Here is a 13,568-nt window from a genome sequence, read left to right as displayed (position 1 = left end):
TTCCAAGCGGTTTTGCTATGCGCTATTTCTTAATTGAGGACACACGACGGTTTGGTTCCGTGATCGGACCGACCGCGTAGCCGGCGGCAGCGAAATGGGCGCAGAAAAGCCGTAAACACCCTGCATTTCAGGGTATTGCGGCAATATTCAAGTGATGGATTTCTTCAGGCATGAAGTTGCGAAATGGTTTTCGCGGGGCAATGCTGCTTTCCGCGGTCATGTTTTCCACAGCATCATCGGCCGCCGATGTCGAACATCTGACGGATTACAGCATCTCGCTGGCCGGTCTGCCGGTGGCGCGCGCCTCATTCCACACCGAGGTTCAGAAGAATCGCTACACGATATCGGGGACGCTGAAATCGGCGGGTCTGCTCGATATCCTCAGCCGCACGTCGGGCCAGACGCAGGTTTCCGGCGTCGTCGACAAGGATTACCTGCGCGCGTCGCAGTATTCGATGTCCTATCGCAGCGGCTCCAAGAGCCGGGCGATCAGCGTTACCTACCGCAACGGCAATGTCGTGCATGCGAGCATGACGCCGAAGCGAACGCCTTTGCCGAAGAACTGGGTGCCGGTCACTTCGCGCGACATGCGCAACGTGCTCGACCCGCTTTCGGGCCTGATCATTCCGGCGCAAGCGCGCGTCTGCCCCAACACGTTGCCAATCTTCGACGGCGAGTCGCGGCTCGACATCAAGCTTTCGCCGAAGGGCACCAGGCCTTTCAAGACGAAAGGCTTCGAAGGCGAGGTGATCGTCTGCGGCATCCGCTTCGTGCCGAAGGCCGGCTACAAGAAGGGCCGCGAAGACGTCGAGTATCTGCGGCGTCTGCAGACGATGGAGATCTGGTTTGCAAAGGCGCCGACCGTGAACGTCTATGCTCCCGTCTATGTCCGCATCCCCACCAAGCTCGGACCGGTCACGGTCTCGGCGACGCGATTTGGTGGTTGACGCGCGATCGCGTGCAACTAAAAGGTTAAATACCAGAAAGCACCGTGATTTTGACGGCGCAGGTTTCCGTTAGAGAAATCGCGCGAGGGGACGACTATGAAACTCAAGGCAACTCTGATTGGTTTTTCGGCCATCCTGATGTGGTCGCTGCTGGCGCTGATGACGGCGGCGTCCGGCGAGATGCCGCCATTTCAGCTGTCAGCGATCTGCTTTTTGATCGGCAGCCTGCCTGGACTAATCGCGCTGGCGGCAAAGCCGGAGCGCCTGACGCTGCTCAAGCAGCCGGCGAAGGTCTGGATCACCGGCATAGCCGGCCTGTTCGGCTACCACTTTCTCTACTTCACGGCGCTTCGCAACGCGCCGCCTGTGGAGGCGGGATTGATCGCCTATCTGTGGCCGCTCCTGATCGTCGTCGGTTCGGCACTGCTGCCGGGCGAGCGCCTGCGCTGGTATCACCTTGTCGGTGCTCTATCCGGCCTCGTCGGCATGATCCTGATCGTGTCGCGCGACGGTGTCGCTTTCGACGAAGCCTATCTCATCGGCTATGGCGCCGCCTTGCTCTGCGCCTTCACCTGGTCCGCTTATTCGCTGATCACCCGACGCTTCGAGGCGGTCTCCACGGATGTCGTCACCGGCTTCTGCCTTGCTACATCTCTTTTGTCGTTCGTCTGCCACTTGGCGTTGGAGGCGACGGTTTGGCCGCAGACGACCTTCGAGTGGCTTGCCGTCGCCGGTCTCGGGTTGCTGCCCCTGGGTGCCGCTTTCTACGTGTGGGACTTCGGCGTGAAGAACGGCAATATCCAGCTTCTTGGGGTCTTGAGCTATGCTGCGCCTGTTCTGTCGACGCTGAATCTGCTCCTGTTCGGCTTTGCCGAGCCGTCCTGGCGGATCGTCCTTGCCTGCCTGTTCGTGACAGGGGGCGCCGTGCTCGCCGCAAAGGATCTGATCCTCCGCAAGAGTACAGCGACAGCGCAGCCGGCTGAGTAAACGGGGCGCTTGCTATCGGGGCGGTGGCTGCCAGTCGGGAGCCGCCATCTCGAAGGCAGAAAAATCGAACGCCGGCGCGACCGTGCAACTGACGAGCGTCCAGTCGCCAAGCGAGGCGGCTGACTGCCACCAATCCGCGGGAACGACGCCTTGCGGCCGCTCGCCGTTCAGGATGTCGGATCCGAGTCTCAATGTTTCGGCGGGCTTGCCATCCTCGGCGATGCGAAGCTCGAGCGGCGCGCCGGCGTGGTAATGCCAGATCTCGACGGCATCACGCACCCGATGCCAGTGAGACCGCTCGCCCCGTTCGAGCAGATAATAGATCGCCGTCGAATGGCCCCGCGGGCCGCCGGCCGTGTCGCGGAAGGTCTCGATGTACCAGCCGCCCTCCGGATGGCGCGCCAGGCTAAGCGCCGCGATGACCTCTGCTGCGGTCTGCGCCGCAGCCATCAGAAATTATCCTTCCGCTTGCGGATTTCCGCAAAGACCGCGGCATCGTCGGCGTCTCGCATGCCGAGATGGGCGCGAATGCCGGGGTCGCTAGCGCGCAGGAACGGGTTCGTGCGTTTTTCCAGGCCGATCGTCGTCGGTGCGGTGAAGCCGCCGTCGCAGCGGATTTCCTCGATCTCGGTCGCGCGTGCCTTGAGTTCGGCATTCTCAGGATCGACCGTGACCGCGAAGCGGGCATTGGAGAGCGTGTATTCGTGTCCGAAATAGACGGTCGTGTCATCCGGTAACGCCATCAGCCGGCTGAGAGACTGCCACATGGTCGCCGGCGTCCCCTCGAACAGCCGACCGCAGCCGAGCGCAAACAGCGTGTCGGCGGCAAAGAGAAGCTTGTCCTCTGGGAAATGGAAACAGATATGGCCGGCCGTATGGCCCGGCGTCTCGATCACCTCGATGGCGCGGCCTGCAAAGTCGAAGCGGTCGCCATGACGCACGGTCTTGTCGAGGCCCGGAATTTTTGCGGCCTCGTTGTACGGACCCACGATGGTTGCGCCGAAGCGGGCTTTCAATGCGTCATTGGCCGCGACGTGGTCCCCGTGATGGTGCGTCGTGAGGATATGAGTGAGTGTCCAGCCGCGGCGTTCCAGCGCCTCCAGGATCGGCGCCTCCTCGGGCGCATCGATCGAGGCGGTCAGGCCGCTTTCGGGGTCGTGGATCAGCACGCCGAAATTGTCGGTGCGGCAGAGGAAAAGATCGAGTTCGAGCGCGGCCATGGCAGGTCCTCCGGTCACGAGAGGGGAGATGCTGCCGAATGTAGCGAGCCTTACCTTGAAGTCTACCGCTTCGAAGCTAACATGTTGCGAATGCATACCGATATTGTCGACCTTCGCGAATTCTATCACTCCGAGCTTGGCCGGATGGCGGAGCAATCCGTCACCATGGCGCTTTCGTCCGTCTGGGCGCGCCTGCCGGACGAGCGGCTGGTCGGCCTCGGTTATGCCGTTCCCTATCTCGAACGGTTCCGCAAGGACACGGAGCGCACCTTCGCCTTCATGCCCGCGGGCCAGGGTGCGGTGAACTGGCCGGTTGCCGAACTCTCCTCGACGGCGCTGGTGTTCGATGAGGAGTTGCCGCTGCCGGACGCGTCGATCGACCGGGTGCTGATGGTGCATTCGCTGGAATTCGCCGAAAGTCCGCGCGAGACGATGAAGGAGATCTGGCGGGTGCTGGCGCCGGGCGGGCGGCTTGTGATCGTCGTGCCCAACCGGCGCGGCGTCTGGGCGCGCATGGAGCATACGCCCTTCGGTTCCGGCCGGCCCTATTCGCGCGGGCAGCTGACGGCGCTCTTGCGCGAGACCAACTTCACGCCGGGCGCCACGGCCGACGCGCTGTTCTTCCCGCCATCGAAGCTCCGGGCGATCCTGCGGCTGCGGCGCGGCTTCGAGCGGCTCGGCCGCTGGCTCTGGCCGGTCTTTTCCGGCGTCATCGTCGTCGAGGCGCAGAAGCGGCTTTACCAGGGGCTGCCGGTCGCAGCCCGCGCGTCCCGCCGCGTCTTCGTGCCGGTGCTGGCGCCACAGGGCGTGCCGAGCACGCGCGAACAGCCACGCCTCACCCGATAAGGCTTACGTCCAGGCGGCGGACCCTCGACAAAAGCCGCTTGCGCCGGTAATGGCTTGACCTCTTTTCCTGCCATAGCGCCCCGCGCCTCCCAAGGCGCACCAAAGGCCGCTGTGGCACCCTGATGGCCATAGAAAGCTGACCTGATGAGCCTTGCTTCGAAGAGCCCTGAGCCGCGTTCCGGCATCCTCGATATCGACGCCTATGTACCGGGTAAGGAGCATGCGCCGGGTGTCGCCAAGGTGCATAAGCTGTCGTCGAACGAGACGCCGCTCGGTGCCAGCCCGAAGGCGATCGAGGCCTTCCAGGCGGCAGCCTTCAATCTGGAGCGCTATCCGGATGGCCAGGCCAAGGCGCTGCGTGAAGCGATCGGCGCGGTTCATGGGCTCAACCCGGCAAACATCATGTGCGGCAACGGTTCCGACGAATTGCTCGCTCTCGTCAGCCGCACCTATCTTGGTCCCGGTGACGAGGGCATCATCACAGAGCACGGGTTCCTGGTCTACAAGATCGAGATCCTGGCGTCGGGCGCGACGCCCGTGACCGTCAAGGAAAGGGATGCGCGCGTCGACGTCGATGCCGTTCTGGCGGCCGTGACCGAGCGGACCAAGATGGTCTTTCTCGCCAATCCCGCCAATCCGACCGGCACCTATATCCCCGTCGACGAAGTGCGCCGGCTGCATGCGGGCCTGCCGGACGGCGTTCTGCTGGTCCTCGATGCCGCCTATGCCGAATATGTGCGCCGCAACGATTATGCGGCCGGCCTCGAACTCGTCTCGGCCAGCCGAAACGTGGTGATGACCCGCACCTTCTCGAAGATCTACGGCCTGGCAGGCCTTCGGATCGGCTGGATGTATGCGCCGGTCGAGGTGATCGATGCCGTCAACCGGGTCCGCGGCCCCTTCAATCTCAGCGCGCCTTCCATCGCGGCGGGTGCTGCGGCGATCCGTGACCAGGCCTTTGTCGCAACGGCGGTTGATCACAACCTCACCTGGCTTGCCCGCGTTGCCGAAGCGCTCGCCGCGATCGGTCTTCGCATCACGCCCTCGGTCACGAATTTCGTGCTGATCCATTTCCCCGACGAGCCCGGCAAGCGGGCGGAGGAGGCCGACGCGTTCCTCACCCACCGCGGCTTTATCCTGAGGGCGGTCCGCAGCTACGGCTTCCCCAATGCCTTGCGCATGACCATCGGCTCCGAAGAAGCCAACGAAGGCGTCATCGCGGCGCTGACCGAATTCATGGGACGGAAATAATGGCTCAGCAGTTTGAAACGATCGCCCTTATCGGCATTGGTCTCATCGGTTCGTCGATCGCGCGCGAAATCCGCGAGAAGCAGCTTGCCGGCACGCTCGTCGTCTCGACGCGCAGCGAGGCGACGCTGAAGCGGACGCAGGAACTCGGCCTCGGCGATCGCTATACGCTGTCGGCCGCCGACGCCGTTCGCGATGCGGACCTCGTCATCGTGTCGGTCCCGGTCGGCGCGTCCGGCGCGGTTGCCGCCGAGATCGCAGCGCATCTGAAGCCGGGCGCCATCGTCACCGACGTCGGCTCGACCAAGGGCTCGGTGATCGCGCAGATGGCGCCGCATTTGCCCGAGAATGTGCATTTCGTGCCGGGGCACCCCATCGCCGGTACCGAGCATTCCGGTCCGGATGCGGGCTTCGTCGGGCTCTTCCGCGGCCGCTGGTGCATCCTGACGCCGCCGGAAGGCGCTGACGGCGAAGCAGTGGCGCGGCTCAGGCTTTTCTGGGAAACGCTCGGCTCGATGGTCGAGGAAATGGACGCCGAACACCACGACAAGGTGCTGGCGATCGTTTCGCACCTGCCGCATATCATCGCCTACAACATCGTGGGCACGGCGGACGATCTCGAGACCGTCACCGAATCCGAAGTCATCAAATACTCCGCCTCGGGCTTCCGCGATTTCACGCGCCTGGCGGCATCCGACCCCACCATGTGGCGCGACGTCTGCCTGCACAACAAGGATGCGATCCTGGAGATGCTGGCGCGGTTTTCGGAAGATCTGGCCTATCTGCAGCGGGCGATCCGCTGGGGCGATGGCGACAAGCTGTTCGATCTCTTTACCCGCACCCGGGCCATTCGCCGTTCGATCATCCAGGCAGGCCAGGACACGGCGATGCCGGACTTCGGCCGCCATGCCATGGACCAGAAATAGCTTGAGCAGGCCGGGGAAGACCGTGGCGCGGTCTTCCTCCCTGTGCGGTTTATACCCGTGGCCTAGAGGGTCGGCAGGACGCCGATCGGGATGAAGGCGAGGAACGCCGTACCGTCGCGCACGTTGAGCTTCACGGTCGCCTCGTTCTTGCCGTTGGCAAGCGCCTTCAGCATGTTTGCGGTGTTGTCGACGAGGTTGGCGTCATCCGGGATCAGGGTGACCAGATTGGCGCGCCAGGCTTCGATGTTGGTCATCGTCAGCGAGAACTCGCCGGAAATCAGCCCCTGATCGTTGACCGAGAACGGCCCGGAAAGCTTGGCGTTCATGCCGGCGCCGAGGTCGAGGGTAAGCTGGCGCAGTTCGCCCTTGCTGCCGCGAAACATCTCAGGCGTCGGCGGGGTGGTCATCCATCCGGCCCGGTCAGTGAAGGTCAGGTCGGCGGCGACGGTCGCCGGCGGCGCGAGGCTCGGCCCTTCCTCGGGCCGAACGTCGAGCTTGTCGACGCTCAAGGCGGCGTCGAGGTCCGCGCCGTTCTGGCGCAGGTGCACTTCGCCGTGGCTGGCGCCGAAGCCGAGGCCGTCGCCCGAGAGCGGAAGGCGCACGCGGCCGGTGAGGTTGTCATAGGTGAGCGACGTTTGGTCGACACCGGACAGGGTCGCACGCACGCTCGCATGCAGCAGCGTCCAGTCGGCAAACACGTTGAGGCCGGGGGAAGCCCGGATCTCGGCCGGGCCGTCGAGTTCGATCACCGCATGGCCGGGCTGGTAGACCTGGGCGGCGGTCCTCAGTGCTCCAAAGGAAGCCGAGGTACCGTTGCGGGTGTCGTCGAGATGCACCTTGTCGCAGAAGAGGCCGATACGGAACGGGAAGCCACGCACGTCCATGTTGGTGCATTCGCCGCCAAGGCCGGCCGCCTGTCCTTCGGCGAGGCGGGTCGTTAGCCGCTTCTCGATCTGGTCGGCGGCAAAGAACCAGCCGGCCGAATAAACGCCGGTGACAAGCACGATGCCTGCCATGAGCCAGCGGAATTTCCGGCTGACCGGCGATGGGTTGGAGACTGCGGTGGCCGACATGGGCGCGGGTACCTCACTCAAAACAGGATGGAGGCTGCCTTTCGGGTGGCGCCGTCGATCCGCAAAACTATTCTTTCCTTCGGCCGCAGGAGGACGAGCTTGTCTCTTTCGTGCCGGGATGCTGTGCCGTAGAAACCGAAATGGCTCACCGTCCCACGCGACCGATCGTGATTCGGCAGTGAGAACAGCAGCGCGGGTTGAATGACAGTGGATATGGACGAATTTTGGGTCTTTGGCTACGGCTCGCTGATGTGGAACCCGGGCTTTGCGTTCGAGGAGAAGCTGACGGCGCGCGCCTTCGGATTTCGCCGCTCGCTCTGCGTGCGTTCCTGGGTTCACCGCGGCACTGAGCAGCGGCCGGGGCTGGTGCTCGGGCTCGACCGTGGCGGCTCCTGCATCGGGACGGCGTTTCGCGTCCAACGCGGACAGCAGGCCGATGTCGTCGACTATCTGCGCGAGCGCGAACTGGTGACCCACGTCTACAAGGAGCGCACCATGCCGGTGCTGCTTGCCGACGGCCGCCGCGTGCCGGCGCTCGCCTATGTCATCGATCGCGGCCATGTCCAGTATGCGGGCGCGCTGACGACTGCGGAGGCGGCCGGCATCGTCTCGGTCTCGACCGGAAAATCCGGGCCGAACAGCGAATACGTGTTCAACACGCTCGCCCATCTCAAGGAAATGGGCATCCGCGATCATTGGCTGGAAGAGGTGGTCGGATTGCTGCGGCAGGCGCCGCATCCGGCAGGGCCCTGAAGGATCAGGCCCGGCCTTCGGCCCTCAGTTCCTTCATCCGCTGCTCGGCGGTCGGTGGCAGCGGTACGTGCGGATTGGCCCTCACCGTTTCCACGAGCAGGTCGTCACTGGCCTTTTCCGTTACCTCGACAAGCTTCTTGAGGAAAGCGTCCGGGTCCATGCCGGCCTCGACCGGCGGCAGGATGCGGACCTTGAAGTGGCCCGGAAAGCGCAGGAACTTGCGGCGCGGCCAGAACAGGCCCGGATGCATGGCGACCGGTACGACCGGCACGTTCAGATCGCGATAGAGGCGGGCGATGCCGTACTTGTATTCCGGCGGCGCGCCCGGCGGACGACGGGTGCCTTCCGGGTAGATGATGAGCTCGCGGCCCGTCGCCATTTCCTGCTTGGTGCGATCCATGACGCTGGTCATCGCCTTGCCGCGGGCGGCGCGATTCACCGGCACCATGCGCTGCTTGAGGATGTACCAGCCGAAGAGCGGGATCCAGGTCAGTTCGCGTTTCAGGATGTAGAAGGGGTCGTTCAGCCACGGCAGCAGCGCGTAGGCGTCCCAGAAGGACTGGTGCTTGGGCGCGAAGATGTAGGGGCCGTTCGGAATGTTCTCCAGGCCTTCGATCTCGAAGGTCGTGCCGACCATCTTTTCCAGGAGCCAGTGGTTGCTGCGCACCCAGTTCTTCGGCACGAACCACGCCTTCTTGCGCGGCAGCAGGAAGTAGATCGGGGTCAGCACGATCATCTGCACGATCAGATTGGCGTAGAACACCACGTTGAAAAGGATCGAACGCAAGACGATCATCAGGCACGCTCTCGTAGGCGAGGTCTCAAGGGGACCGGCGTCTTTGAGCCGGTTGATCGCTGCCTACACGATTAAGTGCTGAAGGAAAACTGCTCTGTTTCACTTTGCAGCGGCGAAGGCCGTTCCTGCCGGCCTATTCTTCGGCGGGTGTCGCGCGCGAGGCATCGGTGCGCAGGCCGCTCGTCGGGCGGGCGCCGGCGAGGTCGCGTATCGACGCCACCGTATACTTGCCGAATTCCAGAAGGATCGACTTCAGCACCATCGGATTGCGCAGCCAGTTTGTCGTCTTCAGATCGGAGTTGACGACCGGGTAGGGGATGAACTCCGTTTCCGGCCGGGCGCGGCGAAGCTCCAGCAGGCTTCGCGGCATGTGATAATTGTTGGTGACGACAAGCACGGTCGCGTAGCCACGATCGCGGATCCACTGCGCCGCTTCGGTCGCATTGCCGATGGTGTCGATCGCCTCATGGCCGATGTCGACGCAGCACTTGAAAAGATCGGCCGAGCTCTGGGTGTTACGGCGGATCTGGCTGCCTGTCGTCGTCGGGTGAACCCCGGAGATCAGCAGGCGCTTGCCGGCGCCGCCTTTCAATAGATCGACCGCCTGGTCGATGCGCTGGAAGCCGCCGGTGAGGACCACGATCGCATCGGCCTTGGGATGGCCGGGCGGCTGCAGCGACGCCACCGTGTCGGCAAAATTCAGGAAGGCGGCGATCAGGATTGCCAGCGGCAGGAGCAGGACGAAGAAGGTTCGGCGGAGAATTTTGCGCAGGAGACTGCGGGACCGCCGGCGATCGTCGGCTTTCCCGTGCCATTTGTCTCCTCCGGTCATTCCGTTCCCGCGTAGTTCTCGCGCCATCATGATTCTCTTCACATAGCCGCAGATTGCGGCAAGGAATAGATCGAGTGGCGGCGAAACATCAGGCGGCTCAGCTTTGGTAGAGGTCGGTACGGCCGGGGTCCGAACGGATGAGGTCGATTTCGTAGATCGTGCGGGTCACCGTCAGCCGCGCCGTAACCGTCGTCAGGATGGCGATGACGACGATGATCGCGGCTATGCCGAGATAGCCGCTGTAGCCGATGGTGAAGGTTCCGAAGAGGGCGGTGGCCTGATCCGTCTCGGGGGTCGCCAGGGTCCGCGACTGCCAGAAGCCCGCGAGCGCAAAGAAAAGTGCCGCGAGCAGGCCGCCGGCGCCGGCGCCCTTGAGGCTGATCCTCAAGAAATGCTTCTGGAATTCCGACGCGACGAAGCCGGCTTCGGCACCGACGAAATGCAGCACCTCGACGATGTGACGGTTGCCTGACAGCGCGCCGCGCGTGGCGAAGACCACCGTCAGCACCATGGCGGAGAAGACCAGCGTCAAGACGCCGGTGCCGATCATCGCCGTGGTGTTGGCCATGGCGACCAGCCTGTCGACCCAGGTGCGGTGGTCGTCGAGGAAGGCCTGCGGGATGATTTCGGTCAGCGCCTTGCGCATGGTCGCAAAGTCGGGCGGGTTGTTTTCGTCGATGGTGATGATGACGAGGCGCGGGACGGGCAACTCGTCGAGATCGAGGCCCTCGCCGAGCCAAGGTTCGAGCAGGCGGGCGGTTGCGGCACGGTCGACGATCTTGCCGTCCGTCGTGCCGCTGAAGGTCAGCGCCAGGTCGCGCGCATCCGCGAGCGCCTTTTCCATGTCGAGGCTGTCGTCGGGCTTGATCTGTATGGTGATCTCGCGGGAGATCTGCGATTGCCAGCTCTGGGCCGTGGCTCGCACCATGCTGACGCCGCCGAGCGTGAGGCAGGCGAGGAACGACATGATGGCGATGACGCACATCAGCGCATTGCCGGATACATTGCTCGACGGCACGATCGGGCCGGTCGGGCGCACGCGCATTTCGGTCCGGCGCTGTTGCGCCTCCGGTGCCTGTTCGGGCACGTCCTTCTGGCGTTCCGTGCGGCTGTCACTCATAGATGTCGAGCCGCCCTTGCGAAAGGATCATGCGCCGCGCCTCCACCTGGTCCATCAGCGACAGATCGTGGGTGGCGATGACGACCGCCGTGCCGAGCCGGTTGAGCTCGAGGAAGAGATTGAGCAGGCGCCTTGCCATCGGCGGATCGACGTTGCCGGTCGGCTCGTCGGCAAGCAGGATCTCCGGCCGGTCGATCAGTGCTCGCGCGATGGCCGCGCGCTGTTTTTCGCCACCGGAAAGCACCGGCGGCAGCACGTTGATGCGTTCACCAAGGCCCACCCATTTCAAGAGTTCTATCACGTCGGCCCGGTAGCTCGCCTCTTCCTTGCCACGCACGCGCAAAGGCAACGCAACGTTCTCGTATGTCGTGAGATGTTCGAGCAGGCGGAAGTCCTGGAAGACGATGCCGACGCGCCGGCGCAGCATCGGGAATTCCTCGCGCGGGATCGACGAAATGTTGCGGTCGAACATCCGGATCAGGCCGCGTGTGGGCTGCAGCGAGAGGAAAAGAAGCCGCAGCAGTGTCGTCTTGCCGGCACCCGACGGGCCCGTCAGGAACTGGAACGAACGGCGTGGAATGTCGAAGGTCAGGTCCCGGAGGATTTCCGGTCCCATGCCATAGCGCAGTCCGACGTTCTCAAAGTGAATCAAGCGGCAGCCCAGTCTCTCTTACGGCCCTGCAACCGATGGCCGGTTCCGGTCCTCCGCGCATAGGACGACCAGCCAGGAAAGGCAAAACCGCCAGCGGAATCATGGTTAAGTGACGGTTAATTTTTCATGAAAACGCGCCGCTTTCGCGACGTCTTTCCGAAACATTAACCATTTTGGTTTACGTGTCGGAAAGATTTGATGCAATGCCTAGTTCTTGCACCGCAAGGGGCTCGCCATTGCCCGAGGGTTTCGCAGACAAGCCGGCCGCCTGCGGCCGTGTTCTCTTGCGGGACAGGAGGAAATGATCATGCAGGCATTCCGGACCAAGTCCGCCAGCAGCAGCGCCTATACCGACTTCCTGCCGCCGGAGCGCGGCGGACGCGACGGGGCTACAGCGCCGCGGCGCGCCGACGTCGTCGATGCGGAATTCGAGGTGATCTCCGCCTCGTCGCGTCGCACGCCCTATCCGGTGTTCAACGACAATGCGAAGACCGGCAACCGGCGGCGGCCGACGCTGACGGTCGTGGAGCAGGAGCCGTCGCTCGGCGGCCGATTGCTTCGTCTTGCCGAAACGCGGCTTCGCGACATGCCGGCACGCCGCTTTGCCGGGATGGTGGCGGGGGTTGCGCTCGCGTCCTTCCTGGCGATCGTCGGTTTTGCCGGCGACGGGCAGGCCGACGTCCAGCCCCTGGCGATTTCCGGCATCAAGAGCGGGCTCGACTATTCCGGCGGCATGCGCGTGCTGTCCGTCTATGGCTCGATCGACAATCGCTCCGATGTCGAGCAGCGTTTGCCGCAGGTCGTGGTGGAGATCACCGCCAACGGCCGCAAGGTCACGACGACGCGGGTGATGCCCGAGGGGGCTGCTATCCCGCCCGGTGAGAGCCGTCATTTCATGACGAGACTGCCCTATGCAGGTGGAAAAATGCCGGAAGTCGCGGTTTCCTTCGCCGAAAACGGTGTTTCGGCCCGCTGATTGTGCTAAGCGGCGGCAACGGGAAGGCCGAGGTCTTCCGCATGAAACGCTGGAGAAGCCCTGATGCCCGTTGTTCGCGGTAAGAATATCGAACCTCTCTATACGGCTGAAACGATCGCTGCCCGCAACAGCGAGCTTGCCGGAATGATCGTCAACGGCCCGCACAAGGATCTGCTGGTGATCGCAGTGCTCAAGGGGTCGTTCATCTTCGCGGCCGATCTGATCCGCTCGATGCATACGGCTGGTCTCGCTCCGGAAGTCGAGTTCATCACGCTGTCGAGCTACGGCACCGGCACCGTTTCGCAGGGCGTCAAGATCACCAAGGACATCGACAGCGACGTGCATGGGCGCGACGTTCTGCTGATCGACGACATTCTGGAATCCGGCCGCACGCTGCGCTTTGCCAAGGAACTGATGTACGAGCGCGGCGCCCGCAACGTCACGATCGCGGTGCTGCTCGACAAGCGGGTCAAGCGCAAGGTCGAGCTCGAGGCGGATTATGTCGGCTTCGAATGCCCCGATCACTTCGTCGTCGGCTATGGCATGGACGTCGCCTATGCCTTCCGCGAGCTGCCGTTTGTCGGCGTTGTCACCGGCGACGCCGAGTAAACGTCCCGTTTTGGGGCATGCGCCCTGAAATCCAGTCGTTCGGCGTTTACCGAACACAAACGAAAAACTGGTTGTTTTGGTGCGTGCCGCAGTGATTCTCGACGAGGATCGGCGGCGCTGCAGCGCCAGTGTGTCTCCCGATGATCCACGCTCGCTGTACCTTTGGATCAGGTGCGGGTGCCGGCGTGAACGCCGGACTCGGAAGCGAACGCGGAGGCCATGATGGCGAAGATCCTGATTACCGAGGACGAGGATGCATTGCGTTCCTTCGTCGCGCGGGCCCTGAGGCTCGACGGCCACGAGACGGTCGAAGCGGGCGATGGGGCCGATGGCCTTGCCTGCCTGGAGGCCCAGGCCTTCGACCTTCTGCTTTCCGATATCCGCATGCCCGTTATGGATGGCATCGAGCTGACGCACCAGGCGTCCGCCGCCTTTCCGGCCATGAAGATCCTGCTGATGACCGGCTATGCCGAGCAGCGCGAGCGGGCGGACGATCTCACCGACAAGATCGTCGACGTCATCTCCAAGCCCTTTTCCCTTCCCGATATCCGCAAGGCAGTCGCCCTGGCGCTGGCCGCCTGAC

The 13,568-nt window shown here is 63.7% G+C and carries 16 protein-coding genes; 9 read left to right on the top strand and 7 right to left on the bottom strand.

Going from position 1 to position 13,568, the window contains the following annotated elements; genetic code table 11:
- Positions 1-170: 170 nt before the first annotated feature.
- Both ACIQUG_RS27060 and ACIQUG_RS27055 read left to right on the top strand, forming a co-directional pair.
- A complete protein-coding gene (locus ACIQUG_RS27060; RefSeq protein ID WP_402325270.1) occupies positions 171-947 on the top strand; it encodes a DUF3108 domain-containing protein in 777 nt (258 codons plus the stop codon).
- A 96-nt stretch (positions 948-1,043) separates the two neighbouring features.
- Positions 1,044-1,934 (top strand): DMT family transporter, encoded by an 891-nt coding sequence (locus ACIQUG_RS27055; protein ID WP_402325268.1) that lies wholly within the window; start codon positions 1,044-1,046, stop codon positions 1,932-1,934.
- 12 nt (positions 1,935-1,946) lie between these two features.
- Here ACIQUG_RS27055 and ACIQUG_RS27050 read toward each other — a convergent pair whose 3' ends face one another.
- Positions 1,947-2,384: a cupin domain-containing protein gene (locus ACIQUG_RS27050; protein WP_402325267.1), complete on the bottom strand. Its 438-nt coding sequence runs from the start codon at positions 2,382-2,384 to the stop codon at positions 1,947-1,949.
- Entirely contained in the window at positions 2,384-3,154 is a 771-nt protein-coding gene (gloB, locus tag ACIQUG_RS27045) for a hydroxyacylglutathione hydrolase (protein ID WP_402325265.1), read from the bottom strand. The genes ACIQUG_RS27050 and gloB overlap by 1 nt, the downstream gene beginning before the upstream one ends.
- An 81-nt stretch (positions 3,155-3,235) precedes the next feature.
- Here gloB and ACIQUG_RS27040 point away from each other — a divergent pair, with 81 nt between their 5' ends.
- From ACIQUG_RS27040 to ACIQUG_RS27030, 3 genes are all read left to right on the top strand, one after another.
- Positions 3,236-4,000 carry a class I SAM-dependent methyltransferase gene (locus tag ACIQUG_RS27040; RefSeq protein ID WP_192450648.1) on the top strand — a complete coding sequence of 255 codons (765 nt, stop codon included), beginning with the start codon at positions 3,236-3,238 and terminating at the stop codon, positions 3,998-4,000.
- 144 nt (positions 4,001-4,144) lie between these two features.
- A complete protein-coding gene (gene hisC / locus ACIQUG_RS27035) occupies positions 4,145-5,251 on the top strand; it encodes a histidinol-phosphate transaminase (RefSeq protein WP_402325263.1) in 1,107 nt (368 codons plus the stop codon).
- A complete protein-coding gene (locus tag ACIQUG_RS27030; protein WP_043623081.1) occupies positions 5,251-6,174 on the top strand; it encodes a prephenate/arogenate dehydrogenase family protein in 924 nt (307 codons plus the stop codon). Before hisC ends, ACIQUG_RS27030 begins: the two co-directional genes overlap by 1 nt.
- A 62-nt stretch (positions 6,175-6,236) precedes the next feature.
- Here the strand turns inward: ACIQUG_RS27030 and ACIQUG_RS27025 are convergent, their stop codons facing one another.
- The gene (locus ACIQUG_RS27025) at positions 6,237-7,247 is read right to left on the bottom strand and encodes a DUF2125 domain-containing protein (RefSeq protein ID WP_402325262.1); all 1,011 of its coding nucleotides are present in this window, start codon (positions 7,245-7,247) and stop codon (positions 6,237-6,239) included.
- A gap of 201 nt (positions 7,248-7,448) precedes the next feature.
- Here ACIQUG_RS27025 and ACIQUG_RS27020 point away from each other — a divergent pair, with 201 nt between their 5' ends.
- Entirely contained in the window at positions 7,449-8,000 is a 552-nt protein-coding gene (locus tag ACIQUG_RS27020; protein WP_205237912.1) for a gamma-glutamylcyclotransferase, read from the top strand.
- Positions 8,001-8,004: 4 nt separating this feature from the next.
- Here the strand turns inward: ACIQUG_RS27020 and ACIQUG_RS27015 are convergent, their stop codons facing one another.
- From ACIQUG_RS27015 to ftsE, 4 genes are all read right to left on the bottom strand, one after another.
- The gene (locus ACIQUG_RS27015; protein ID WP_402325261.1) at positions 8,005-8,796 is read right to left on the bottom strand and encodes a lysophospholipid acyltransferase family protein; all 792 of its coding nucleotides are present in this window, start codon (positions 8,794-8,796) and stop codon (positions 8,005-8,007) included.
- Positions 8,797-8,929: 133 nt separating this feature from the next.
- The gene (locus ACIQUG_RS27010) at positions 8,930-9,628 is read right to left on the bottom strand and encodes a YdcF family protein (RefSeq protein WP_402325260.1); all 699 of its coding nucleotides are present in this window, start codon (positions 9,626-9,628) and stop codon (positions 8,930-8,932) included.
- 97 nt (positions 9,629-9,725) lie between these two features.
- Positions 9,726-10,748: a cell division protein FtsX gene (locus ACIQUG_RS27005; protein ID WP_402325259.1), complete on the bottom strand. Its 1,023-nt coding sequence runs from the start codon at positions 10,746-10,748 to the stop codon at positions 9,726-9,728.
- Positions 10,741-11,400: a cell division ATP-binding protein FtsE gene (gene ftsE, locus ACIQUG_RS27000; protein WP_043623069.1), complete on the bottom strand. Its 660-nt coding sequence runs from the start codon at positions 11,398-11,400 to the stop codon at positions 10,741-10,743. The genes ACIQUG_RS27005 and ftsE overlap by 8 nt, the downstream gene beginning before the upstream one ends.
- A gap of 307 nt (positions 11,401-11,707) precedes the next feature.
- Here ftsE and ACIQUG_RS26995 point away from each other — a divergent pair, with 307 nt between their 5' ends.
- The 3 genes from ACIQUG_RS26995 to ACIQUG_RS26985 all read left to right on the top strand — a co-directional run bounded on the left by ACIQUG_RS26995 (position 11,708) and on the right by ACIQUG_RS26985 (position 13,567).
- Positions 11,708-12,376 carry a hypothetical protein gene (locus ACIQUG_RS26995; protein ID WP_402325257.1) on the top strand — a complete coding sequence of 223 codons (669 nt, stop codon included), beginning with the start codon at positions 11,708-11,710 and terminating at the stop codon, positions 12,374-12,376.
- A gap of 63 nt (positions 12,377-12,439) precedes the next feature.
- A complete protein-coding gene (hpt, locus tag ACIQUG_RS26990) occupies positions 12,440-12,985 on the top strand; it encodes a hypoxanthine phosphoribosyltransferase (protein WP_034806612.1) in 546 nt (181 codons plus the stop codon).
- A 222-nt stretch (positions 12,986-13,207) separates the two neighbouring features.
- Entirely contained in the window at positions 13,208-13,567 is a 360-nt protein-coding gene (locus ACIQUG_RS26985) for a response regulator (RefSeq protein ID WP_043623067.1), read from the top strand.
- Position 13,568: the final 1 nt, after the last annotated feature.

The organism is Ensifer sp. NPDC090286, from assembly GCF_044769565.1.
Taxonomy (GTDB): domain Bacteria; phylum Pseudomonadota; class Alphaproteobacteria; order Rhizobiales; family Rhizobiaceae; genus Ensifer.
This window is presented reverse-complemented; position numbering and strand designations above follow the sequence as displayed.